Origin of the sequence: Chryseobacterium antibioticum (assembly GCF_012927325.1) — a bacterium.
Lineage (GTDB): Bacteria > Bacteroidota > Bacteroidia > Flavobacteriales > Weeksellaceae > Chryseobacterium > Chryseobacterium antibioticum.
This window is the reverse complement of sequence record NZ_JABBGI010000010.1, coordinates 16,544-41,695: the sequence shown is the minus strand read 5'-3', so window position 1 is coordinate 41,695 and position 25,152 is coordinate 16,544. Positions and strand designations below refer to the sequence as shown.

Sequence of the window (25,152 nt, the reverse complement as noted above, 5' to 3'; positions counted from 1 at the left end):
TTTTAAACTTTCGTGGTAACAAATAATAAGGCCAGAATGTTTTAAAAGGATCGAAAACCTGCACTTTTTTCTTGGAAATCTAGCTTTTACTGATTTCCAATTTTAATATATGCGACGGAAGTTGGAAAGGTCCCGCTGTAGCATCAATAGCGACAGAAAACCCTGACTCTTTTAAAAACTCTAAAAGTGGATCATGTGCCAGTATATTGATCCAGACGATATCTGTGAAGCTGGCTGCGGATCTGCTTTTTTTCCAAAGTGATGTTCTGGTTTCCGGTGAATCAAATTCCGGGAGTATCACAAAGCTCATCTCTGTGGCTCTTTTCCCCTCCGGCAACGCAGGGTGAGTCAATCCGCTTTTAAGAGTGCTGTAGCCTACAGGCTGATCATCTGCATAAGTAATAATAAGCTGATTGGAAAGGTCGTTCAGATCATTGATCATCTTTCTGGGATCAATATCATCTTCAATGTATTTTTTGATATCCTTTTCAGGAATAAGCTCTTTGTATAATGCGTAAACAGAAGCATCGATAATGGTTATAAGATCAGAAATTCCCTCTTCAGAACCTACTGTAAATTTTGAAATTATATTCATGAATCTTTTTTTATTCAAAATTAGAAGATTATAGCATTCAAAAAGGATACAGTTATTATTAATTTAATCGGTACAGTTTGGTTATTTTGTAAATTTGTTCAGTACAGATTAGCAAAATTAAGGATGGGGTCATACAAATATGAAATTTTCACTTCAGTTATTGAAGAACAAATTAAAAATAGAATTCTGAGGAAAGGACAGCGATTGCCTTCCGTGCGGGAGATTAAAAATGCATACCATTTGAGTACAAGTTCTGTTCAAAGTGGTTTTGATCATCTTGTGATGAAAGGACTGGTGGAAAGCCATCCACGCTCAGGATATTTTGTAGCCAATACTTTAGATATTCATAGCTCTCCATCCAAAGCAAATCTGCCTCCAGTGGTTAGGGATGCTGTATTCGCAAAAAACATCATGCTAACCTCAGCCAGAAACAAGCCTTCGGAAGTGAGTTCATTCAATGCAACAGCACCCGGAGATCTTTTAATTCCTCAAAAACTGATTCTCAGAACGATGCAGGAAGTCATCCGCGAGAAAGGAGCCGTATTGTTAAGGTATTATCCTTCCAATGGCCTGCCGGAGCTAAGGGAGCAAATTTCCCAACAAATGGCAGTTCATGGATGTTTATTCAACCCGGATGAACTTATTATTACAGATGGAGCGCTGCAGGCATTAACCATAGCTTTGAGCGCTGTAACCCAACCCGGAGATATTGTAGCTGTTGAAAGTCCATGTGTCTTTTCAATTCTTGAAGCTATTGCTAACCTCGGGCTGAAAACTATCGAAATTCCTGTTCATTATGAAAACGGTTTCGATATGGATTATTTTAAAAACGTATGTCTGTCGAATGATATCCGTGCAGTGGTGCTAACGCCTAATTTCAACAATCCCACAGGTACCGTTATGAGTGATGATGCTAAAAAAGAGGTGTTGGAGATTGCAACAAGGTTTCAGGTTCCGATTATTGAAAATGATATGTATGGGGACCTTTATTTTGGTGATAAAAGACCACAGTGTATTAAAAGCTTTGATCGTTCAGGGCTGGTAATGACCTATTCTTCCTTTTCAAAAACCCTGGCGCCTGGCATCCGTTTAGGCTGGCTGAATACCGGACGTTTTTATTCCCGTTCGGAAAAGGCAAGGTTTGTTTTGGGAAGATCCGTTTCTCCAATTTATCAGGAACTCATGCTGAAACTTCTTCAGGGAAACAGCTACGAGAGACACCTTCGTTCATTCCGTAAAAAACTCAATAAGCAGGCTGTTGAACTGCTGGGTGCATTACGTCGGCACTTTCCCGAAGATTCCTATTTCCACAACCCTCAGGGAGGGTACAGCATTTGGGGTAAACTGCCGGAAGGAATTGATATGCAGGTATTCTTTGATTACTGTGATCAAAACAGGATTCTATTTACTCCTGGCGATACATTTTCGCTGACGGATGAGTACAGGCATCATTTTCGGATTATATTTGCAGACCGGATTACTGCGGAAAGCCTGGTTTTATTAGAAAATGCGGGGACACAAGCAAAAGAACTGCTTTCTTAAATCTTCTGTCTTTCTAGTGTGCTGTTGTAGTAAAGAGAATATCACCTTTAGAGAATTTTGGAATAAGAATAAATGCAGAAGAGATAAAGGAGAAATGATGTTGTAATAATGGCTTAAAAGCCCCAATAAGCCTAATAAACTCCCAAAATTTTTAACATAAACGTAAAAAATAATAGTTCGGAGGACGAAAAGATGAAAAAAATCACATTTTAACCTAAACTTTTTTATCCGGAGTTAGGCTGGAATTACCATAAAACCTATATTTGCACCCTAAATTTTAAAAATAATGAAAGAACTAATTGAAAAAATCAACGCTGAATTCGAAGCGTTTGCAAGTGAGGCTAACCAACAAGCAGAGAAAGGAAACAAAGCTGCAGGTACAAGAGCTCGTAAATCTGCTTTAGAACTTAGCAAATTGTTCAAAGAATTCAGAAAAGTTTCTGTAGACGAAGCTAAAAAATAATTTGTTCCCGAGCCGGCTCACTGAGCCGGCTTTTTTTTATGCCCGAATCTTACGTAATCATTCTTTAGGATTTTCCTTTTTGAATATCTTTGTTACCGTATGTATTTAAAGAGGGGGGTGATTTTTTCACACATCACTGCATTATTTCATTGTCAAATCAGCACACGGATCCTTTTACCATTCCGTTTTCTTCTTTATTCCCACAAATTCTATTATCTTTAAGCATTCAATATGTGTTATGAAGATAAATAAATTTTTTGCTGTGCCCGCAGTTGTGCTGGCTGCCCAATTCTCATGGGCTCAGGTGAAGGTAGATCCGAAAGAAAAGCTTGATCCTATTGTAAAAAGCTTTGTAGATGAAATCAACAACAGTTCTCAGCTGGAAACCATGGCCTATGAGCTTCTGGACGGTATAGGTCCCCGTCTTGTGGGAACTCCGGAAATGCTGGCTGCGAATGAATGGTCTGCCGCTAAACTCCGTTCATGGGGAATAGAATCCAACCTTCAGCAGTTTGGAACATGGAAAGGATGGCAGCGTGGCATTACGCATGTAGATATGACGTATCCACGAGTGAAATCATTAGCTGCAACACAGCTTGCATGGAGTCCGGCAACGAAAAAAGCCGTAGAAGCTGAGGTGGTAGCCCTTCCAAAAGTTTCTTCCAAAGCTGAATTTGATGCATGGCTACCTTCGGCGAAAGGAAAAATAGTACTTATCGCGCAATACCAGAAGATCGGACGTTCTGATGAGCAGATCAAAGAATTTGCAACTCCGGAACTGTACGAAAAACTAAAAGCAGAAAAAGAACAGGCCGGAAAAGACTTCCGTGACTATGTGAAAAATATAGGCTACGATAATAATACACTTCCGGAAGCTTTAGAAAAGGCGGGAGTAGCAGGAATCGCTATTTCCAACTGGACCGGCATCATGGGAGCGAACAGAATTTTCGGTGCTAAAACTTCAAAGATCCCAATGATCGACATTGATGTGGAAGATTACGGAATGCTTTACAGAATGGCTGAAAAAGGAGCGAAACCTAAAATCAAAGTAGAAGCACAATCTAAGATTCTTCCTGATGCGAAAAACTTTAATACGATTGGAGTCATTAAAGGAAAAGAAAAGCCTGAAGAGTATGTAATCCTTTCTGCCCATCTTGATTCTTGGGATGGAGCACAGGGCGCAACAGACAACGGAACAGGCACACTTACTATGCTTGAAACCATGAGAATCCTGAAGAAATATTATCCCAATAATAAAAGAACGATCGTTATAGGACTTTGGGGAAGTGAAGAACAGGGACTAAACGGTTCGAGAGGCTTTGTAGCAGATAATCCACAGATTATGAAAGGGACACAAGCCGTATTCAATCAGGATAATGGAACCGGACGTGTGATCAATATCAGCGGCCAGGGATTCGTAGACTCATACAGCTATATCGGAAAATGGCTGAACGGAGTTCCAAAAACAGTAAGGGATCAGATTAAAACAGATTTCCCGGGAATGCCTGGCGGTGGCGGTTCTGATCATGCGTCATTTGTAGCCGCTGGAGTTCCAGGATTTTCTCTGAGCTCTCTCAACTGGGGGTATTTCGGGTATACATGGCACACGACGAAAGATACGTATGACAAGATCGTTTTTGATGAGGTGAAAAATAATGTGGTTTTAACGGCTGCATTGGCCTATATGGCATCAGAGGATCCTGAATTTACAAGCAGAGAAAGGAGATTAATGCCTCAGGACGATAAAGGTGAAACGGTAAAGTGGCCGGAAGCTAAGGAACCGAAGAGGGATTCTAAGGAGTATAAATAGAAGTGCTAGACTAAGACTAAGACTAAGACTAAGACTAAGACTAAGACTGCTGTTCAATAGTAATCCTGTTTTTGTAATAATATCTTTAAGATAGAAAAGGTTGTACAGATTATTGTACGGCCTTTTTTTGTGGATAAAGTAGGTTTCTTATTTCTTGCCTTTTATTTTCTTTAACGATATAGGTTTTGCAGATCTTGTTGTTCAGATTCATACTGAAATTCATCTGAGTGCCTTCCTTTTCCCATGTGTGGTTCACTGGAGGAATGTAATCTGTGAAAATTGGCAAGACACAAAAAGTTTCTTTTTAAAGATAATAACAGCCCGGGACTATTTGCAAAATCATCAATCACCTTTATTTTAAATACACTCTTTCCTAAAGTAGTTCCCCAATACCATTCGCATATGGTCCCTGTAATAATGACACACGGAATGGAATACAGAAAGCTGATGATCGCTATTTTTTCAAACAGGAAGAAGAAAATAAGGAAGAAGGGTAGGATGTCAATGAGTTTAGCAAAAAACCTTTCTCTTTCGTTGCCTTTATAAGTGGCGTCGTAGGGAAAATCATATTCAAAAGAATTATAAATCCTGTACCCGAATTCATCAAACTGACGAGTTGGCCTGCGGATAATTCTTCTGTCCTTAAGTTCGGATACTTTCATGGGTGTTTTTATGATTTTGGTTATTTCATAACATCAATGGTTTCCAAATAATCTAAATACTAGATTAAATATATAGTGCAAGATCTGAAAATTTCGAAACAAAAGGTTTATAATCATTTGTACTCAATGTTCCGAAACCATATGTACAGAAAATAAAGGATAAATGATTAGACATTGCAGAGTTGTAATCAGTCTGCGTATCCCCAATGTAAACAGAGTTTTCAACGCTTAAATCATTCCTTTCCATGAGCAGTTGAATGTTCTCTGATTTCGGTTTTTTAGTCCGGCCGTAAGACTCAAAATCGGTAAACAGGTCACTGAACTTATTATAGGCTAAAAATGCTTCAATATATCCGTCCTGGCAGTTGCTAACGATAAAAAGCTTGTGATTTTTAGCAAGACTTTTCAGTGTCTCTTCAACGCCGTCATAAAGAATACCGCCGTAGATATGCAGAACCTGATTTTCACTGCGGACAATTTCCGAAAGGACTTCCTGAACCTGCTGATCGGAAATTCCGGGAATAATATCTTTTAAAATATCATCTGCCAGCAAACCCATGTACTGATTCATATCTTCAGGTTTTAAATCCTTTTTGATCAATTGATATTTATTTAATACCTCATTCCAGGTTTTAATGATGGTAGCTCTGGAATCCCAAAGCGTTCCGTCTAAATCGAAAATTAAATTTTTATAGCTCAAAATGTATTGTTATTTTTTTGATTTTTAGTATTCAAGAAGTTTAAGAGCAATTATAAAATCATGCTCAGCTGAACTCTCTTTCTGGCTTCATCTACTTCAGTTACTTTTACGCGGACATGCTGGTGAAGTTTGACCACTTCATTCACATCAGATACAAATCCTTCTTTCAGCTGTGAAATATGAACAAGTCCGCTTTCCTTGATCCCCATGTCTACAAAACACCCGAAAGCCGTAATATTATTGACGATTCCGGGAAGAATCATTCCTGGTTTTAAATCTCTAATGCTTTTTACATTAGGATCAAATTCAAATACTTTAGCCGCTTTTCTGGGGTCCAATCCTGGTTTTTCGAGCTCTTTTAAAATATCCTTGATGCCTAAAATTCCTATTTCTTCCGTAACATAATTTTCAGCCTTTACCAAAGCTGTTTTTTCTTTGCTGGCAATCAGTTCATTGGTTTTAATGCCCAAATCCTTGGCCATTTTTTCTACAATTCCATAAGCTTCCGGATGCACAGCAGAATTATCCAGAGGATTTTTAGCATTGGAAATTCTCACAAATGCTGCCGCCTGCTGGTAGGCTTTTTCTCCAAGCCTTGGTACTTTTTTTAATTGTTTTCTGTCTTCAAAAGCTCCGTTTTCCATTCGGTAATTAACGATGTTTTCCGCCATTTTCTCCCCGATTCCTGAAACATAACTTAATAATGATTTACTGGCTGTATTTAAGTTGATTCCCACCGAGTTGACACACTTCATCACCGTTGAATCAAGTTCGTTTTTCAACTGGGTTTGGTCTACATCATGCTGATACTGTCCCACACCAATAGATTTAGCATCAATTTTTACCAATTCTGCCAGTGGATCCGCCAGTCTTCTCCCGATAGAAACTGCACCACGCACTGTCACATCATAAGATGGAAACTCGTCTCGTGCAATTTTACTCGCAGAATAGACCGATGCTCCCGCTTCTGAAACCACAAAAACCTGCAGAGGCTTATCAAAAGCAATTTTCTTAATGAAAAACTCTGTTTCGCGGCTTGCTGTTCCGTTTCCTATAGAGATCGCTTCAATATGGTAGGCATTCACCATCGAACGAATCTTTTTCATAGCCATTCCGCTTTCGTTCTGCGGAGCGTGGGGGTAGAGGGTTTCATTGTGGAGCAGGTCGCCTTTTTCGTCAATGCAGACCACTTTACATCCGCTTTTGTATCCTGGATCAATGGCTAAAATTCTTTTTTCTCCTAAAGGTGGAGCGAGAAGCAGCTGGCTCAGGTTTTCAGAAAATATTTCAATGGCTTTTTTATCTGCTTTTTCTTTAGCTTCCTGTAAAGCCTCATTAGAAATAGCAGGTTCTAAGAGCCTTTTGTAGCTGTCTTTTATGGCCAGAGCGATCTGTTCAGAACTTTCATTATTGGACTTGATGATAGCTTTTTCTACAAAATCAATGGCTTCATCTTTATCAATACCTATATTCACTTTCACAAAACCTTCCGATTCAGCTCTGAGCATAGCCAAAAGCCTGTGAGAAGGAGTTCTGTTTAGATTTTCTTCCCACTCAAAATACTGCGAAAATTTTTGAGCGTCTTCTTCGTCTTTTTTGGCCTTGACTGCTTTAGAAGTGATCACAGCCTTACGCTGAAACATTCTACGGAGGTTCTTGCGGACATACATATTTTCATTGATCCATTCAGCCATGATGTCTCTGGCACCCTGAAGTGCCTCTTCCTCAGATGAAACGTCACTGTTCAGGTATTTGGAAGCCAGAAACTGGAGATCGTTGCTTTTTTGGCTCATAATGATCCTGGCTAAAGGTTCCAGTCCTTTTTCTTTGGCAGTATCTGCTTTCGTTTTCCTGCGTTTTTTGAAGGGTAGGTATAAATCTTCCAGCTCCAGAATATCAAAGCTTTCTTCAATTCTCTGCTTCAGTTCCGGAGTCAGGGCATTTTGTTCTTCAATGGATTTTAAGATGCTTTCTTTTCGCTTTACAATTTCTTCAAACTGTTTGCTGATCTTGGAGATCTGTTCGATCTGAACTTCATCCAGATTTCCGGTCTTATCCTTTCTATAACGGGAAATAAACGGGATGGTGCAGTCTTCTGCTAATAATTGAAGGGTATTGTTGATGCTCTTTTCGGATATATCGAGCTGTTGCTGTATAAAGGTTACGGTCGTCATTATTTTGTTTTCGGAAGGCTAAAATAGGGCTTTAGAATGAAAAAAACGGAATACATATTAAACAGAAATTATTGGCGCAAAAAAAATCCCCCGTATTATAAGACGAGGGGGCTTAAATGTTTTCACAACGGAATAATCCTTATTGTGAATTACTTTCAAAATTATAAAACAAATATAAGCGAAAAATTTTTAATGAAATTATGGGTATCCGTAATTCGAGTATTTTTTTTGTTTCTATCTTTATATTGTTTCAGGATTATAAAGAATAATGTAAAATAGTATGATTGAAGAAAAAAGAGACTATCCATATTAGATAGTCTCTGAAAGTAATTCACAACTAACTCTGTACGGCCTAAATTAAGAACTCTTAGACATGGTTAGTTTACATTGATGTAGTTACATGTTGTTGGCAACACATAGGTTAAGTTTGGACCTTAACAAATTTGACTCGTCAGTTCAAAATACTTACTCAATAAGTTACAAATGTATAAAAATATATTTAAATTTGTACAGAGTTAAGAAATGAATTTTAAAATTATTGATCTTGTTATTTCTACTTGGGATAGTAATAAGTTAAGTTTGGACCTTAACAAATTCAACTCGTCAGTTGTATTACTTAATCATTAATCTAATACAAATGTATAAAAAATATTTATATTTAGTACAGAGTTATAAAATATTATTAATAATTTTAACTTAATTAATTGATAATCAATATGAAAAATATACTTGGACTAGACTTAGGAACCAATTCAATTGGTTGGGCTATAATTAAGCAAAACTCTGAATCGAGGCAGGGAAGTGTTCTGGGAATGGGGACCAGAGTATTGCCTATGTCGCAGGATATTTTAGGGGATTTTGGTAAAGGGAATTCTGTTTCTCAAACAGCTGCCCGGACTGGTTACAGAGGAGTCAGAAGGCTCCGAGAAAGATTTTTATTAAGAAGAGAAAGGCTTCACCGAGTTTTGAATATTTTAGGTTTTTTACCTAAATATTATGCTTCTCAGATAGATTTTGATAAAAGATTTGGAAAGTTTAGAGAAGAGACAGAACCTAAGCTTCCATATAATAATGAGGGTTTCATCTTTAAAAATTCGTTTGAGGAAATGCTTTTGGATTTTAAAATATCTCAATCTGAGCTCTTATCAGGAAATAAAAAAGTTCCTTATGACTGGACGATTTATTACCTGAGAAAGAAAGCTGTCTATCAAAAAATAGAGAAAGAAGAGCTGGCATGGATTCTTTTGAATTTTAACCAGAAGAGGGGATATTATCAGTTAAGAGGAGAAGATTTTGATGAAGGAAAAGATAAAACATTTGTAACGTTAGACGTTGAAAAAGTTATTGATTCTGGAGAAAAAATAAAAGGAAATGTACTTTTTGATGTTTATTTTACTAATGGGTGGAAATATGAAAAGCAAATAACAAAGCCTCAAGATTGGATTGGTCGTACCAAAGAATTTATTATTACAGAATCTATATTAAAAAATGGTGATATAAAACGGACCTTTAAAGCCGTTGATTCTGAAAAAGACTGGATTGCCATTAAGGCGAAAACTGAACAGGAAATTGATGCCTCTCATAAAACAGTGGGATCTTACATTTATGATGCTATTCTTCAAAACCCTAAACAAAAGATAAACGGAAAGCTTGTCAGAACCATTGAACGTAAATTTTATAAAGAAGAACTGAAACAAATTCTTGAAAAACAGAAAGAGTTTCATCCTGAACTGGAAATTAATGATCTGTACAATGATTGTGTGAGGGAGTTATACAGGAATAATGAAGCTCATCAGTTGAATCTTGCCAAAAAGGATTTTGTACATCTTTTTTTGGAAGATATTATCTTTTACCAAAGACCTTTGAGAAGTCAGAAGTCTTCTGTTTCGAATTGTACTTTAGAATTTAGAAAGTATAAAGATGGAAATGGAGTAGAGAGGATTCAATTTCTAAAAGTTATTCCAAAATCTAATCCTTACTACCAGGAGTTTCGCATTTGGCAGTGGATGTTTAATCTGAGCATTTACAGAAGAGATGATGATATAAATATAACCTCAGATTATTTAAAAACAATCGAAGATTATGAGCGTCTTTTTGAATTTCTGAATAATAGAAAAGAAGTTGACCAAAAAGCATTATTGAAACATTTTAAGCTTAACGATAAGACGCATCAATGGAGATATGTAGAGGATAAAAGATATCCGTGCAATGAAACAAGAGCAATGATAATAGCATGTTTAGGCAAAACACAAAGTAATATGGCTGAATTTCTTACAAGGAAAATTGAGCAGGAAATATGGCATATCATCTATTCTGTTAATGATAAAACAGAATATGAAAAAGCTTTAAAATCATTTGCTAAGAAAAATCACCTGGATGAAAATTCGTTCTTTGAAGCCTTCAGAAAATTTCCACCATTTAGTAGTGAATATGGCTCTTATTCTGAAAAGGCTATTAAGAGATTGCTTCCTTTGATGAGAACTGGGAAATATTGGAGCTGGGAAGATATTGATACAAAATCAAAAAACAGGATTCAGAAAATTATTACTGGTGAATACGATGAGGATATTAAAGATAATATAAGAGAAAAGACTCGTACTCTTCAGAAAGAAAGTGATTTTCAGGGTTTGCCTTTATGGTTAACTCAATATGTGGTGTATGGAAGGCATTCTGAAGCTTCACTCACTGGAAAATGGAACTCTGTTGATAATATTGAAGAATATTTGAGAGAATTCAAACAGCATTCTCTTCGCAACCCCATTGTAGAGCAGGTGATAACAGAGACACTCCGTGTGGTAAAAGATATATGGATGAAATATGGGAATGGGGTAAAGGACTTTTTCAGTGAAATTCACATCGAACTTGGAAGGGAAATGAAACTTCCGGCAAAAGAACGAAATAAAATGACACAGAGAATATCAGAAAATGAGAATACCAACCTTCGCATTAAGGCATTGTTGGCAGAAATGGCGAATGATAGTGAAGTAAAGAATGTCAGACCTTATTCTCCTATGCAGCAGGAGGTTCTGAAAATATATGAAGATGGAGTTTTGAATTCTGAGATTTCTGTAGATGATGATATTCTTAAGATCAGTAAAACTGCACAGCCTTCCTCATCCGATCTGAAAAAATATAAACTTTGGCTGGAACAGAAATACAGATCACCTTATACAGGAGGGATTATTCCACTTAACAAGCTTTTTACACCGGAGTACGAAATTGAACATATTATTCCTCAAAGCCGTTATTTTGATGACAGTTTTAGTAATAAGGTGATCTGTGAGTCTGCAGTCAATAAATTAAAAGACAATTACATTGGTCTTGGATTCATTAAACAGTTTCATGGATATAAAATTTCCGATAGGATTAAAGTATTTGAAGTAGAAGAATACGAAGACTTTGTCAAGAAAAACTATGCTAATAACAGGACTAAGAGATCAAAACTTCTTTTAGAAGAAATTCCGGAGGAGATGATTGAACGTCAGCTTAATGATACACGATATATCAGTAAATTCGTCTCAGGTATTCTTTCCAATATTGTCAGAAAAGAAGTCAATGATGATGGAATGAATTCTAAAGATATCATTCCTGGTAATGGAAGAATAACATCAGAACTTAAGCAGGACTGGGGGTTGAATGATGTTTGGAACGACTTAATTTTACCTCGTTTTGAAAGAATGAATTTAATTACAGAGTCTAACGATTATACAGTATGGAATGAGAAATACCAGAAATTTTTACCAACAGTCCCGATTGAATTTTCAAAGGGATTTTCAAAAAAGAGAATAGACCATCGTCATCATGCATTAGATGCTTTAGTAATTGCCTGTGCAACCAGAGATCATATTAATCTGCTTAATAATCAGGCTGCAAAATCAGAAATGAAAAGGTATGATTTGAAAAGAAAGCTGATGAAATTTGAAAAAAAGATTTATCAACATCCACAAACAGGAGAAAGGATCGAAAGGGATATTCCTAAACAGTTTTTAAAACCGTGGGAGAATTTCACAGTTGAAGCTAAAGAAAATCTCGATAAAATTATTGTAAGCTTTAAGCAGAATCTTAGAGTGATTAATAAAGCTACAAATTATTATGAAAAATGGATTGAAAAAGATAACATTAAAGTGAAAGGTTTGGTTGAACAACAAGGCTTGAACTGGGCTATAAGAAAACCATTGCATAAAGATACGGTTGCCGGCAAAGTGGAATTACCTTGGATTAAAGTTCCTAGAGGAAAGATCCTAACTGCTACAAGAAAAAGTCTTGACACTTCTTTTGATTTGAAAAATATCAGTTCGATTACAGATACTGGAATTCAGAAAATTTTAAAGAATTATCTTGAATATAAAGGGAGTTCAGAAGATGCTTTTTCACCTGAAGGAATTGAAGATATGAATAAGAATATCGAGAAATTTAATGATGGGAAACCGCATCAGCCTATTGCCAAAGTACGGATTTTTGAATTAGGAAGTAAATTTCCTTTAGGTCAAATCGGAAATAAAAAACATAAATATGTGGAAACGGCAAAGGGTACTAATCTCTTTTTTGCAGTATATGAAGGTGATAAAGATAAAAGAACGTATGAAACGATTCTTTTAAATGAGGTTATTGAAAGACAGAAGCAAGGGTTGTCCCCTGTAGCTTTAAAAAGTAAAAATGATTTTTATTTATGCCCCAATGATCTGGTGTATGTTGCTGCAGAAGATGAGTTGGTGGATAGCTTAGATTTTCAGACCATTTCCAAAGAGAATATGAATAATGTTTATAAAGTGGTAAGCTTCTCTGGTAGTCAAATTTTCTTCGTAAGACAAAATGTTGCTGTTTCCATTGTAAATAAGACTGAATTTTCTACTTTAAATAAAATGGAAAGAGCAATTGACGGGAGAATGATCAAAGAGTCCTGCGTGAAGTTAAAAATTGACCGTTTAGGAAATATAACAAAGTCATAATCATGATAACCCGTTCCATCTATATTGGCAATCCAGCGTATCTAAAGCTCAAGGATGAACAGATGTGTATTTTGGAGCCTTCATCCCGTGAATTGAAGGGAAAAGTACCTGTAGAGGATTTAGGATTACTGATGCTGGATCATTTTCAGATCACGATTTCACACCAGCTGATTCAAAGAATGATGGGAAATAATGTGGTAGTGATAAGCTGTGATGCCCATCATCTTCCCCATGGGATCATGTTGCCACTGTATGGACATACAGAACATTCAGATCGCATAAAAGACCAGCTTGATGCCAGTGAGCCACTTAAAAAGCAGTTATGGAAGCAAACGATAGAATGTAAAATAGAGAATCAGAAAGAGGTTCTTTTAAAATTAGGCAATTATTATGAACCTATGCTTGAATATCAGCGAAATGTAAAAAGTGGAGATATTACGAATATGGAAGGAATTGCTGCACAGCATTACTGGAAATATCTCATTAGCCTGGATTTTTTAAGACAACGTTTTGGAGATTCTCCTAACCAGTTTTTTAATTTTGGATATGCAGTGTTAAGGAGTATAGTTGCAAGAGCATTGGTAGAAACGGGATTGCTGCCTGTGTTGGGGATTTTTCATAAAAATAAATATAACCCATATTGCCTTGCAGATGATATAATGGAGCCATATCGCCCATTTGTAGATTTCCTCGTGATGCAATGGCTGATGCAAAATCCGGATTCCGAGGATCTCACAAAAGAGTTTAAAGCTCACCTATTGAGAATTGCAACAGTGGATGTCTTGATTGATGATAAGACTAGACCATTATTGGTGGCAGTGAAAACAACTGCTTCCTCGCTTTATAAATGTTATACGGGAGAAAAACGTCTGATTTCTTATCCCGAATTCTTATGAATGCCGAAAGGTTTAATGCATACCGGATTATGTGGGTGTTAGTACTGTATGATTTACCAACCGAAACCAAAGCGAATATGCGTGATGCTAATTTGTTCAGAAAACGGTTGCTGGATGACGGATTTACGTTGTTTCAGTTTTCAATGTATGTAAGGCATTGTCCAAGTCGGGAAAATGCTGAAGTGCATATCAAAAGAGTTAAAAATATGTTGCCTAAAGCAGGGAAGGTAGCCATCATGTCTATTACAGATAAGCAATTTGGAGATATTGAGATTTTCTTTGCCAGGAATAGAGAAGAACCCCCACCGACCTTTCAACAACTCGAATTATTCTAATTTTTTAATCGTAAATAACAGAAAAATCCATTGATTTTCAATGGATTAAATTTTGAGGCTGTGACTAATCACGAAGATAATAATTTTTGAAAGCAATTCACAACCCACGCCTTCAGGCTTAACTTTCAGCACAGCTGTGACTAATCACGAAGATAATAATTTTTGAAAGCAATTCACAACTAATTGTCCGATGTTTACGTTTTTTTCCATGCTGTGACTAATCACGAAGATAATAATTTTTGAAAGCAATTCACAACTACCATTTACCCGCTTCTAATTTTTTAACAGCTGTGACTAATCACGAAGATAATAATTTTTGAAAGCAATTCACAACAGTAGTTTTCATTTTAAATTCCCAACCTTCGCTGTGACTAATCACGAAGATAATAATTTTTGAAAGCAATTCACAACTATTTCTTAAATGCTTGTATTCAAACTCGTGCTGTGACTAATCACGAAGATAATAATTTTTGAAAGCAATTCACAACAATTATTATGATTGAGCCACAAAAAGGCCAGCTGTGACTAATCACGAAGATAATAATTTTTGAAAGCAATTCACAACATCATTTTTATAAGGACCATCTTTATCAAAGCTGTGACTAATCACGAAGATAATAATTTTTGAAAGCAATTCACAACGTATGGAGTTCGTTCCTGTAAAAGGTATAGGCTGTGACTAATCACGAAGATAATAATTTTTGAAAGCAATTCACAACACAGATAGATCCAGATATTAAGTGGGAGGAGCTGTGACTAATCACGAAGATAATAATTTTTGAAAGCAATTCACAACTTATGATCCGAGGCTATGAGGCCGGGGATGGCTGTGACTAATCACGAAGATAATAATTTTTGAAAGCAATTCACAACGGCAAAACCAATTTATTATATGCAACAAATGCTGTGACTAATCACGAAGATAATAATTTTTGAAAGCAATTCACAACTGTCCTTTCTATTAATATAGAATTATATGGCTGTGACTAATCACGAAGATAATAATTTTTGAAAGCAATTCACAACAGCTCTTCAAAACTGTTAACCATTTTGTAAGCTGTGACTAATCACGAAGATAATAATTTTTGAAAGCAATTCACAACGGGATTATTGATACTGTCATACGTTTTTTGGCTGTGACTAATCACGAAGATAATAATTTTTGAAAGCAATTCACAACTTGATCATTAAAAGAACACTGCACGCTAGCGCTGTGACTAATCACGAAGATAATAATTTTTGAAAGCAATTCACAACGTGGCTGGCTGTTAAAAACGGTGTTGAATAGCTGTGACTAATCACGAAGATAATAATTTTTGAAAGCAATTCACAACTGTGACAAAAGGACCTTGATCATATGGATGGCTGTGACTAATCACGAAGATAATAATTTTTGAAAGCAATTCACAACGGTCTGCAACACCATCTACAGCGGTTCGAGCTGTGACTAATCACGAAGATAATAATTTTTGAAAGCAATTCACAACTGGTTTTGGCTCTTCGATTCTGATTAAAACGCTGTGACTAATCACGAAGATAATAATTTTTGAAAGCAATTCACAACGATATAGACGGTAATGTAGCCGACCCCGACGCTGTGACTAATCACGAAGATAATAATTTTTGAAAGCAATTCACAACTGATTCAATGTTTCTATCATAAACCCTTTAGCTGTGACTAATCACGAAGATAATAATTTTTGAAAGCAATTCACAACTGATCTCTATGGCCTTGATGAACGGAAATCGCTGTGACTAATCACGAAGATAATAATTTTTGAAAGCAATTCACAACCATATGCTTTGCAAGCTCTTCCCTCCATTCGCTGTGACTAATCACGAAGATAATAATTTTTGAAAGCAATTCACAACGCAAATCCCAACCTCGATAATTGATAGAACGCTGTGACTAATCACGAAGATAATAATTTTTGAAAGCAATTCACAACAGTATTGGGCGATCTTTCGGGAAACCTTACGCTGTGACTAATCACGAAGATAATAATTTTTGAAAGCAATTCACAACGAACAGAGGCAGAGCTGTACAGCGAATACGGCTGTGACTAATCACGAAGATAATAATTTTGAAAGCAATTCACAACTGATTGAAGGTGATGTAACAAAGACAGGTCGCTGTGACTAATCACGAAGATAATAATTTTTGAAAGCAATTCACAACAGTAGCAAGCTCTTTCATCATTTTCGCAAGGCTGTGACTAATCACGAAGATAATAATTTTTGAAAGCAATTCACAACAATAGCTCCGCCAAGTGCTAAAACTGCCCTGCTGTGACTAATCACGAAGATAATAATTTTTGAAAGCAATTCACAACGAGCTTCTGCTATTTCTTTATTTTCAGTTTGCTGTGACTAATCACGAAGATAATAATTTTTGAAAGCAATTCACAACTAAACGGTTTTCTGTGTTTACTGCGCCAATGCTGTGACTACTCACGAAGATAATAATTTTTGAAAGTAATTCATAACCTAATATATTTGTAATCAATCATTAAGATAGTAATTTTACTATACAATGAAATACTTTAGATTCTCCATTTTTTACTATTTCTCTTCCACAATAGAGCGTAAAAAATAAAAATTATGATTTCTTGATGTATGTTAAGGGAATATCTGAGAAGGTTTTTATACTTTTGACTCTTCAAATTTAAAATTTTAATTAAATTTTTTAAACAATAAAATAATATGAAAAAACTTAGTGTAATTGCATTAGTAGGAGTAGGATTGCTTGCAGCATCATGTAATAAAGATAAATCAGCAGGTACTGCGTCTACAGCTACAGAGCAGACGGTAGCTGAAAGCAAAGGAGAAGTATTGCCAGTTGATGTTGCGACTTCTGTAGTAAACTGGAAAGCTTTTCACAAAGGAGGAATGGCTCCTCGTTGGGGAACACTTAGCGTAAAATCAGGAGATTTAAGCGTTGAAGGTGGTCAGCTTTCTGCAGGAAACTTTGTGATCGATATGAATTCTATCAAAGTAGATCCGGCTTCAGTAACAGAAAAAGATAAAAAACCTGCAGATTTGGAGGCTCACTTAAAAAATCCTGATTTCTTTGATACGGCAAAAAATCCTACATCAGACTTCAAAATTACAAGTGTTACAGACTTGAAAGATACACCTAAAGACGCTGTTGCAGGCGCTAATAAAACAGTAAGCGGAAACCTTACATTATCAGGAAAAACAATCAATGTAACTTTCCCTGCTAAAGTAGATGTTACAGATAATTCAGCTGCAGTTCAGGCTAAATTTACAGTAAACAGAGCAGATTGGGGAATCAAGTTTGGTACTTCAGAAACAGATCCAGCTGAATGGATGATCAGCAAAGACATCGAGATCGCTGTTGATGTTAAAGCTAAAAAATAAATTGTTAGATAATACAAATACTGAGAGCTGCTTTCTTATGAAAGCAGCTTTTTTATTGTGGGAGAGGTATCCAAATAGAGGCACTCGAAGCCACGGGAATGATAAAAAATTTTATATTTACAAAAACACAAATATGAAAGAGAAAGTCAAAGGCTGGATGTATATTTTATTATATGCAGACGGGAGTTATTACGCAGGTAGTACCAATAATCTTGAACGCAGAATTCTTCAACATCAATCAGGAGAAGGTTCTAATCATACGAAAAGAAGACTTCCGTTAAGCTGATCTATTTTGAAGAATATGACCGTATCGATCTCGCTTTTTACAGAGAAAAGCAGATCCAGGGATGGAACCGAAAGAAAAAAGAAGCACTTATCAATACATCCTGATTTGCTTCCTCAATTGGCTGTGGCATACAGGGATTTATTTTCCGAAGAGTTAGATGACTGAGAGATAAGGTGGCTTCGAGTGCCTCAGCCACCTTTTGGAAATACAGTCAGAAATAATTTTGTTAAGATTAATGATGAATAAATAGAAAGACAAATTTCTCATCAAAAGGCAAATACAAGGTGGCTGAGGCACTCGAAGCCACCGCTTAATTCACTATTTTTGCACCAATGATATACATTCTACTCATAATAAACCTTTTCACCTTCCTTATTTTTGGCTGGGACAAAAGGCTTTCCATTCAACATAAAAGAAGGATTTCGGAAAGTACACTTTTAGGATTCGCTTTTATAGGTGGAACTCTTGGTGCTATTTTAGGAATGCTTATCTTCAGGCATAAAGTGTCAAAAAGATCTTTTTTGCTGAAGTTTGTTGGAGCGGTTTTGCTTCAGGTATTGTTTATTTATATAGTTTGGACTACTGGTCTCTGCCATAAATTTCTTGGATAGAAAAATATTCATGTGAATGTAATTGAAGATTGGTGTATGAAATTAACGTAATATCTTAATGTTCATTCATAACAAACACCTCAAAATGAGGTGTCTTCCGTTATACAATAAGCTGTACATTTCCCTGAATGATATAGCTGAGATTAGGTTCATTGAATCCTGTTATTTTAATAACCAGAAACCCGTTTTCGTTTTCAATAGAGGTTATCTGTGAATTTCCAACATCTTTTGCAGACAGGTTTTTGCCGAAAATATCACCATAAAACCATCTTCCCAAAGAGTAGGTTGCTACATAGATATTGTACTTGGCAAACATCATATATTCCTGGAATTTAATTTTAGTTGTGATTTTTATTCCAAAATTAGAAGGATCATTTCCCATCAGCTCATGAGTACAGTCTGGAATATAGCCGGCCTTTCCGTCTCCGACATCTCCGCTTCTCGTTACCGGAATAACACCGAATTGTCTTTTTACATTGCCGATTGCCTTAGTATGGGTAGCTTTTATTTGTCCGTAAGATGAGATAATATTATGATCTCCAACCGTCCAGTTGGGTGGAAGGAGGCCATCTCCCTCTACGATAGGAAGTGAATAATTAATATAATTTCTTGGTTGGGAAATATCCATTAAACCACGATAGGTATTATATCCGATGGTATGGCCATTGCTATCAGTAATAGGTAATTGTCTGTCAGCAATGATGGTATTGTTATTCCATTCACCTGTAACCTGTCCATAGTTTACGGGTTCATTAGGTTGGGCCAGATTTCCAGGGCCTATTAACGGTCTATCTACATAATTAAAATAACCGCCTGTGATTTCAAATGTGCCATTGTGGACTTCAGAAAGATCAATGGCATTGAATATAGCTTCTGCATATATTCCTTTAATAACGATGCCTAGACAATCACCTTTGAATTTTAATCCAATTTGTCCTCCTTCTGTGGTAGGCGAGATTAAGGTGGTAGCTGTAGTTCCTCCGTCAAATAAGAATCCAAAGTCTTTGGTAGCCGATACTCTTTCTAATAGAAGTGCATTGTTTTGCCCTAAAAACTGATACGCATACTGATTGCTGTTTTTACCAGAAGACATAATGTTTTTCATGCTGGTATAAAAACAGTCTAAAAATTTCCACGAAACCTCACAGTCTGTAAATTTAATATTTTCTAAACTTGAACCATGGCAAAAATTAAAGAAATCTAAACCTACAGCACAGTCTTCAAAATTAGCATCTTTTATATGAGAGAAAGTTATAACATGGCTTTCTGTATTAGTACCGTGATTACCTTTTAGACTGTTATTATCCAGGTAGGCTGTTTTCAAAATAGTATTTGTCCCGTCTCCTTTAAAAGTGGAACCATTACAATAAAAACAGACATTATTTGTAATGAATATGGATTGTTTTATATAATATTTTTTATTATTTCCAAATAATAATATGCCTCCGCCCTTAGAAGCTAAATATAAGACAGCTTTGTTAATATTTTCCGTATCGTCTGCAGTTCCATTGCCTTTTACTCCGAAAATAGCCACATTTAAAGGTTTTGTGCTTTCGGAGACTGTCCTATTTAAATAATATAGGCCATTTCTGTTTCTGTGTACAATTTCGTCAAAATACACACTTGTAGAAGGTGTATATATTCTATCATAAATATGGGGTTCATAAGTAAACTCATCAATCAGTTCTATTCTGTCTGCATCAGGGATGGTACTAGAAGGTGAGAAAAATTCATTGGTAAAAATCATAAATTTTGTTTTTTTGATGTTAATAATTTATTTCCTGCAGGAAATCTATAAAGCAAAAGTAGGGTTGCATGACGACAGAACTCGTCGTATTATTTATTGTTTCAAAAAATATGGAGATGATTACTCATTTAAACTTAATCTTATATTTTTAATTTATCATGTGGAAAATATCATAAATGATTCTATTTTAAGGCTTTAACGAATGTTTTTGTTTAACGCTCTCATTATGAATTTGTTAATTAATTTATATTCTTGCTTATTATTCATTAGAAATCACTATTTTTGCACCCGTAAAAATCATTCATGCAAAACATTAGAAATATTGCGATTATCGCACACGTTGACCACGGGAAGACGACTTTGGTTGACAAGATTATTCATGCTACAAACATTTTCAGAGAAAATCAGGAAAGTGGAGAATTAATAATGGATAATAACGATCTTGAAAGAGAAAGAGGTATTACCATTCTATCTAAAAATATTTCTGTTACTTATAAAGACGTTAAAATTAACGTAATCGATACTCCTGGTCACGCCGATTTTGGTGGGGAAGTAGAGAGAGTTTTAAAAATGGCGGACGGAGTAATCTTGTTGGTGGATGCCTTTGAAGGGCCAATGCCTCAAACAAGATTCGTACTTCAGAAAGCTTTGGAATTAGGACTTAGACCACTAGTAGTAATCAACAAAGTAGATAAACCAAACTGTCGTCCTGAAGAAGTTCATGATAAAGTATTTGATTTATTCTTTGCTCTTGAAGCAACTGAAGAGCAGTTGGATTTCCCAACATTCTACGGTTCTTCTAAGCAAGGTTGGTTCAACACTTCATTAGAACAAACAGAAGATATTTTCCCATTATTAGATGGTATCTTACAGTATGTTCCTGAACCGAAAGTGGCAGAAGGAAACTTACAGATGCAGATTGTTTCTCTTGATTTCTCTTCTTTCTTAGGAAGAATTGCAATTGGAAAGGTAATCAGAGGGGAGATCAAAGAATCTCAGTGGATTGGTTTAGCTCAGGCAGACGGTAAGATTCTGAAAGGAAAAGTAAAAGAACTGTACGTCTTTGAAGGATTAGGAAAGAAAAAAGTTACAGAAGTGAAAGCTGGAGATATCTGTGCTGTAGTAGGTTTCGATGCCTTCCAGATTGGAGATTCTTTCGTAGATCTTGAAAATCCTGAACCATTGCCAAGAACTTCGATTGATGAGCCTACGTTGAACATGACGTTCTCAATCAACAATTCACCTTTCTTTGGAAAAGATGGTAAATATGTGACTTCTAATCACCTTAAAGAGAGATTGTATAAAGAATTAGAGAAAAACTTAGCATTAAGAGTTGAGCAAACTCAGGATGCAAATACTTTCTTGGTATTTGGTAGAGGTATTCTTCACTTGTCAGTTTTAATTGAAACAATGAGAAGGGAAGGATATGAAATGACAATTGGTCAGCCGCAAGTTATCCTTAGAGAAATCGATGGAGAAAAATGTGAGCCTTATGAATCTTTGGTTGTTGACGTTCCTGAAGAATTTGCTTCAAGAGTAATCGATTTGGCTACTCAGAGAAAAGGAGATCTTCACATTATGGAAACTAAAGGTGAAATGCAGCATATGGAATTCGAAATTCCTTCCAGAGGTTTGATCGGATTGCGTTCTCAGATGTTGACTGCTACTGCCGGTGAAGCTATTATGGCGCACCGTTTCACAGAATACAAACCTTTCAAAGGAGCTATTCCTGGAAGAAGTAATGGTGTTTTGGTTAGCAAAGGTCAAGGTCCGGCTACTGAATATTCTATCGCTAAATTACAGGATAGAGGTAAGTTCTATGTTGATCCGGGCGAGGAGATCTATGCAGGTATGATCATTGGTGAGCAAAACAAACCAGGCGATTTAGTCATAAATATTGTAGAAGCAAAACAATTAAACAATATACGTGCTGCAGGTAAAGATAAAGATGGTGGAGTTGCTCCAAAAATCTTATTCTCTCTTGAAGAATGTATGGAATATATCCAGGGTGATGAAGCGATCGAGGTAACTCCAAACTTTATCCGTATGAGAAAGAAAATCCTTTCTGAAGAAGAAAGAAAAAGAGTGGAAAGATCAGCGAAAGCTTAAGAAATTCTTATATATTAGAAAAGCCTCGAATTTTTCGGGGCTTTTTTTATGAGACTATGTCTTAAAATGTTTATTTTGGCATAATAATCTCTTAGAAAAAATAAATTTAAAGTAGTTTGCAGACGATGAGAATGAATATTATAAAACTTACTGTTTTAGCCGGAGTTTTTGCATCATATACCAGTTGTTCCGTACAGAGCAATACAGTAAAGCCAACACCGACTAAGAATACAGCCAAACCAAACAGCAATACCTCAAAACCTAAAGAGCCCGTTACTACAACCAAACCTGTAACAGCAATACCCCCAACTGAAGAAATCTTCAGAACCACACTTCCGGAAGTTAAAAGAGAATTCCGTGCAGCCTGGATTGCAAGTGTAGCCAATATCAACTGGCCGTCAAGAAATGATTTAACGGTCGACCAGCAGAAAGCAGAAGCCATAAGCATGCTCGATATGCTTAAAAACAATAACTTCAATGCTGCAGTCTTCCAGATCAGACCTTCTGCAGATGCGCTGTATACAAGTAATATAGAACCATGGTCATACTTTCTGACCGGACAGACAGGAATGGCTCCGTATCCCAATTATGATCCCCTTCAGTTCTGGATTGAAGAAGCTCATAAAAGAGGCCTGGAACTTCATGTCTGGTTAAATCCTTACCGTGCCCATCATTCCAACGGAGGTGCCGTAAACAGCCTTTCTATGGCCAGTAAGCTTTCCGATATTGTGATTAAATTAAAGAACGGAATGTATTGGTTCGATCCGGCTAATCCAAAAACTCAGGGCCACGTTTCCAATGTTGTAAAAGATATTGTGAAAAGATATGATATCGATGCTGTACATTTTGATGATTACTTCTATCCTTATGCTACCTACAACAGGGGAGCAGATTTTCCGGATAATGCAAGCTGGAATGAATATCTGAGAAACGGCGGAACATTATCGAGAGCCGACTGGAGAAGAGATAATGTCAACAGATTCGTTGAACGGATTTATAAAGAAATTCATGCAGAGAAAAACTACGTGAGATTCGGGATCAGCCCGTTTGGGATCTGGAAACCTGGATATCCGGCAGGAATCGCAGGTTCGTCTCAATATGATGAACTGTATGCTGATGCTAAATTATGGCTGAATAAAGGATGGGTAGATTATTTCTCGCCACAGCTTTATTGGCCTATCGATTCAAAAGGGCAGGGATTTGAAGCATTATTGAACTGGTGGAAATCTGAAAACACCATGAACCGCCACTTATGGCCGGGACTCAATACCGTTGAGATCAAAGTATCCGACCGTCCTGCGGAAATTAAAAATCAGATTGAAATATCCAGACAGATCTTAAAGAACGATGCCGGAGAAATTCACTGGAGTATTGCAGGGCTTACCAAAAATTCCAATATGCTTCCTGTCTTGAAAAACGGACCGTACAAAGAAAAAGCACTTGTGCCGAAAACACCATGGATCAAGACAGCTTCACTGCAGACGCCTACAATATTTGTTACAGACAATGGAAACTCCGCAAGAATCAGCTGGAGCAGCAAAAATATAAGAGATGTATTCCAATGGGTACTTTTCACTCAATACAACGGAGTCTGGGAAACAGAAATCCTGACATTGGACACCCTTTCAAAAGATATTCCGAAAAATAAAGAAGGTAGAAAATTAAATGCAGTCGCGATAAAAGCCGTTGACAGGCTCGGAAACGAAAGTGATTATATGGCGAAGAAGATAAAATAGTTTTAAGAGGCTGGAAGAAGGAAGTTACCATTGGTCTTGACATTGCTTTTGACTATCAATTCGATTCAGCAGCTTTGAAAAAAAGAATAAAAACCTTTTATATTTAATAAAACAACAATAAAACCAGTTCAACAAAAGGACTGGTTTTTCCTTTAAATAAAACATCCATTTAACAGCATAAAATTTTATCTCCGATAAAATCCTAGTGCCTTAAAGCATCCAAGTTAGAAAAAAACAGCGTCTTTGCGTTCACCAAAAAACACACAAATCACTTAAAGAAATAGGACCAATTTATTTTAGAATAACTATAAATTAAACATCTAATCGGTTTTAAATCAATGACTTGAAAGTAGGCTGGAATTTATCAGAAGAAAAATGAAACAGTGGCGGAACCATTTTTGCATCATTATTTCCATAATCACAAAAATATAGCATTATGAATACCAACAGACTTTCCGCGACTATTGAAAAAGCACTAAGTGATCAGATGAACAAAGAAATTCATGCATCACACATTTTTCTATCTTATGGAATATGGGCAGATGACAAAGGATATCAGGGGATTGCCAACTTCCTTTACAGACATTCGCAGGAAGAAAGAAACCATTCCATTAAATTCATGGAATATGTATTGAACAGAGGCGGAAAACCAAAAGTAGACACCATTCCGGCTCCCCCGGCAGATCCGGAATCCCTAACAGCCTGTTTTGACGCAGTCTTTAAACATGAAGTAGATAATACCACATCGATTTACAAAATTGTAGATAGGTCATTGGAAGAAAAAGACTGGGCAACCTGGAATTTCATGCAGTGGTTTGTTCAGGAACAGATCGAAGAGGAAACCCTGGCTGCCAGCCTCATCGATAAATTGAAAATTGCAGGTGGCGATAGAGCAACAGATGAATCTTTATTTACTTTAGATAAAACATTGCAAAATACACCGAATGATGTCCCGCTCGCTCAGGATGCTACCGGAGATAACCCATAAATCGATCGATGAACAAAAATTGCTTGAAAATCTGTCAAAATTTTGGCAGATTTTTTTATTATGAATCTCCCTTTAAAATCACTACCTTTGCAGGCTGAAAGTTCAGTGGTCTACAATTGATAAAAGACCAACTTTAAAATAGGAGACCCCTGAACCCTAAACAGTATC

Annotated in this window: 17 protein-coding genes and 1 CRISPR repeat array; of the genes, 12 read left to right on the top strand and 5 right to left on the bottom strand. The window is 36.3% G+C overall.

The window, feature by feature from the left end:
* Positions 1-79 precede the first annotated feature (79 nt).
* Positions 80-595, bottom strand: coding sequence for a hypothetical protein (locus HHL23_RS09075; protein ID WP_169234494.1), 516 nt, complete (start codon positions 593-595; stop codon positions 80-82).
* Positions 596-718: 123 nt separating this feature from the next.
* On the opposite strand from HHL23_RS09075, the gene HHL23_RS09070 reads away from it, so the two are divergent.
* The 3 genes from HHL23_RS09070 to HHL23_RS09060 all read left to right on the top strand — a co-directional run bounded on the left by HHL23_RS09070 (position 719) and on the right by HHL23_RS09060 (position 4,410).
* The gene (locus HHL23_RS09070) at positions 719-2,137 is read left to right on the top strand and encodes an aminotransferase-like domain-containing protein (RefSeq protein WP_169234493.1); all 1,419 of its coding nucleotides are present in this window, start codon (positions 719-721) and stop codon (positions 2,135-2,137) included.
* A 286-nt stretch (positions 2,138-2,423) separates the two neighbouring features.
* A complete protein-coding gene (locus tag HHL23_RS09065; RefSeq protein WP_073332466.1) occupies positions 2,424-2,600 on the top strand; it encodes a histone H1 in 177 nt (58 codons plus the stop codon).
* Positions 2,601-2,838: 238 nt separating this feature from the next.
* Complete coding sequence (locus HHL23_RS09060; RefSeq protein WP_169234492.1) at positions 2,839-4,410, top strand: M20/M25/M40 family metallo-hydrolase; 1,572 nt, start codon at positions 2,839-2,841, stop codon at positions 4,408-4,410.
* Between the two features lie 170 nt (positions 4,411-4,580).
* On the opposite strand, the gene HHL23_RS09055 is transcribed toward HHL23_RS09060, so the two are convergent.
* The 3 genes from HHL23_RS09055 to HHL23_RS09045 form a co-directional block, all read right to left on the bottom strand.
* A complete protein-coding gene (locus HHL23_RS09055) occupies positions 4,581-5,072 on the bottom strand; it encodes an RDD family protein (RefSeq protein ID WP_169234491.1) in 492 nt (163 codons plus the stop codon).
* A gap of 64 nt (positions 5,073-5,136) precedes the next feature.
* Positions 5,137-5,772, bottom strand: coding sequence for an HAD family hydrolase (locus tag HHL23_RS09050; protein WP_169234490.1), 636 nt, complete (start codon positions 5,770-5,772; stop codon positions 5,137-5,139).
* 50 nt (positions 5,773-5,822) lie between these two features.
* Positions 5,823-7,946, bottom strand: a complete 2,124-nt coding sequence (locus HHL23_RS09045; protein WP_169234489.1) for a Tex family protein — start codon at positions 7,944-7,946, stop codon at positions 5,823-5,825.
* A gap of 716 nt (positions 7,947-8,662) precedes the next feature.
* On the opposite strand from HHL23_RS09045, the gene cas9 reads away from it, so the two are divergent.
* The 6 genes from cas9 (at position 8,663) to HHL23_RS09015 (ending at position 18,404) form a co-directional block, all read left to right on the top strand.
* Complete coding sequence (gene cas9, locus HHL23_RS09040; RefSeq protein ID WP_169234488.1) at positions 8,663-12,895, top strand: type II CRISPR RNA-guided endonuclease Cas9; 4,233 nt, start codon at positions 8,663-8,665, stop codon at positions 12,893-12,895.
* Between the two features lie 2 nt (positions 12,896-12,897).
* Entirely contained in the window at positions 12,898-13,791 is an 894-nt protein-coding gene (cas1, locus tag HHL23_RS09035; protein WP_169234487.1) for a type II CRISPR-associated endonuclease Cas1, read from the top strand.
* The gene (gene cas2, locus HHL23_RS09030) at positions 13,788-14,126 is read left to right on the top strand and encodes a CRISPR-associated endonuclease Cas2 (protein WP_169234486.1); all 339 of its coding nucleotides are present in this window, start codon (positions 13,788-13,790) and stop codon (positions 14,124-14,126) included. The genes cas1 and cas2 overlap by 4 nt, the downstream gene beginning before the upstream one ends.
* Before the next feature lie 57 nt (positions 14,127-14,183).
* Positions 14,184-16,613: direct repeats of the CRISPR family, unit length 47 nt; unit sequence GCTGTGACTAATCACGAAGATAATAATTTTTGAAAGCAATTCACAAC.
* Positions 16,614-16,829: 216 nt separating this feature from the next.
* A complete protein-coding gene (locus tag HHL23_RS09025; RefSeq protein ID WP_169234485.1) occupies positions 16,830-17,507 on the top strand; it encodes a YceI family protein in 678 nt (225 codons plus the stop codon).
* A gap of 133 nt (positions 17,508-17,640) precedes the next feature.
* Positions 17,641-17,793 (top strand): GIY-YIG nuclease family protein, encoded by a 153-nt coding sequence (locus tag HHL23_RS22490; RefSeq protein WP_228464678.1) that lies wholly within the window; start codon positions 17,641-17,643, stop codon positions 17,791-17,793.
* 332 nt (positions 17,794-18,125) lie between these two features.
* On the top strand, positions 18,126-18,404 hold the full coding sequence (locus tag HHL23_RS09015; RefSeq protein ID WP_169234484.1) for a DUF1294 domain-containing protein: 279 nt from the start codon (positions 18,126-18,128) through the stop codon (positions 18,402-18,404).
* Positions 18,405-18,504: 100 nt separating this feature from the next.
* Here the strand turns inward: HHL23_RS09015 and HHL23_RS09010 are convergent, their stop codons facing one another.
* Complete coding sequence (locus HHL23_RS09010) at positions 18,505-20,151, bottom strand: hypothetical protein (protein WP_169234483.1); 1,647 nt, start codon at positions 20,149-20,151, stop codon at positions 18,505-18,507.
* A gap of 303 nt (positions 20,152-20,454) precedes the next feature.
* Between HHL23_RS09010 and typA the strand changes: the two genes are divergently transcribed.
* The 3 genes from typA to HHL23_RS08995 all read left to right on the top strand — a co-directional run bounded on the left by typA (position 20,455) and on the right by HHL23_RS08995 (position 24,984).
* Positions 20,455-22,260, top strand: coding sequence for a translational GTPase TypA (typA, locus tag HHL23_RS09005; RefSeq protein ID WP_169234482.1), 1,806 nt, complete (start codon positions 20,455-20,457; stop codon positions 22,258-22,260).
* Between the two features lie 125 nt (positions 22,261-22,385).
* A complete protein-coding gene (locus tag HHL23_RS09000; RefSeq protein ID WP_169234481.1) occupies positions 22,386-23,996 on the top strand; it encodes a glycoside hydrolase family 10 protein in 1,611 nt (536 codons plus the stop codon).
* A 436-nt stretch (positions 23,997-24,432) separates the two neighbouring features.
* Positions 24,433-24,984: a ferritin gene (locus tag HHL23_RS08995; protein ID WP_169234480.1), complete on the top strand. Its 552-nt coding sequence runs from the start codon at positions 24,433-24,435 to the stop codon at positions 24,982-24,984.
* Positions 24,985-25,152: the final 168 nt, after the last annotated feature.

What these genes read in the sequence shown, in the direction of transcription:
- HHL23_RS09075 (WP_169234494.1), bottom strand. Translation starts at nt 595, where the DNA reads ATGAATATAATTTCAAAATTTACAGTAGGTTCTGAAGAGGGAATTTCT.
- HHL23_RS09070 (WP_169234493.1), top strand. Translation starts at nt 719, where the DNA reads ATGGGGTCATACAAATATGAAATTTTCACTTCAGTTATTGAAGAACAA.
- HHL23_RS09065 (WP_073332466.1), top strand. Translation starts at nt 2,424, where the DNA reads ATGAAAGAACTAATTGAAAAAATCAACGCTGAATTCGAAGCGTTTGCA.
- HHL23_RS09060 (WP_169234492.1), top strand. Translation starts at nt 2,839, where the DNA reads ATGAAGATAAATAAATTTTTTGCTGTGCCCGCAGTTGTGCTGGCTGCC.
- HHL23_RS09055 (WP_169234491.1), bottom strand. Translation starts at nt 5,072, where the DNA reads ATGAAAGTATCCGAACTTAAGGACAGAAGAATTATCCGCAGGCCAACT.
- HHL23_RS09045 (WP_169234489.1), bottom strand. Translation starts at nt 7,946, where the DNA reads ATGACGACCGTAACCTTTATACAGCAACAGCTCGATATATCCGAAAAG.
- cas9 (WP_169234488.1), top strand. Translation starts at nt 8,663, where the DNA reads ATGAAAAATATACTTGGACTAGACTTAGGAACCAATTCAATTGGTTGG.
- cas1 (WP_169234487.1), top strand. Translation starts at nt 12,898, where the DNA reads ATGATAACCCGTTCCATCTATATTGGCAATCCAGCGTATCTAAAGCTC.
- cas2 (WP_169234486.1), top strand. Translation starts at nt 13,788, where the DNA reads ATGAATGCCGAAAGGTTTAATGCATACCGGATTATGTGGGTGTTAGTA.
- HHL23_RS09025 (WP_169234485.1), top strand. Translation starts at nt 16,830, where the DNA reads ATGAAAAAACTTAGTGTAATTGCATTAGTAGGAGTAGGATTGCTTGCA.
- HHL23_RS22490 (WP_228464678.1), top strand. Translation starts at nt 17,641, where the DNA reads ATGAAAGAGAAAGTCAAAGGCTGGATGTATATTTTATTATATGCAGAC.
- HHL23_RS09015 (WP_169234484.1), top strand. Translation starts at nt 18,126, where the DNA reads ATGATATACATTCTACTCATAATAAACCTTTTCACCTTCCTTATTTTT.
- HHL23_RS09010 (WP_169234483.1), bottom strand. Translation starts at nt 20,151, where the DNA reads ATGATTTTTACCAATGAATTTTTCTCACCTTCTAGTACCATCCCTGAT.
- typA (WP_169234482.1), top strand. Translation starts at nt 20,455, where the DNA reads ATGCAAAACATTAGAAATATTGCGATTATCGCACACGTTGACCACGGG.
- HHL23_RS09000 (WP_169234481.1), top strand. Translation starts at nt 22,386, where the DNA reads ATGAGAATGAATATTATAAAACTTACTGTTTTAGCCGGAGTTTTTGCA.
- HHL23_RS08995 (WP_169234480.1), top strand. Translation starts at nt 24,433, where the DNA reads ATGAATACCAACAGACTTTCCGCGACTATTGAAAAAGCACTAAGTGAT.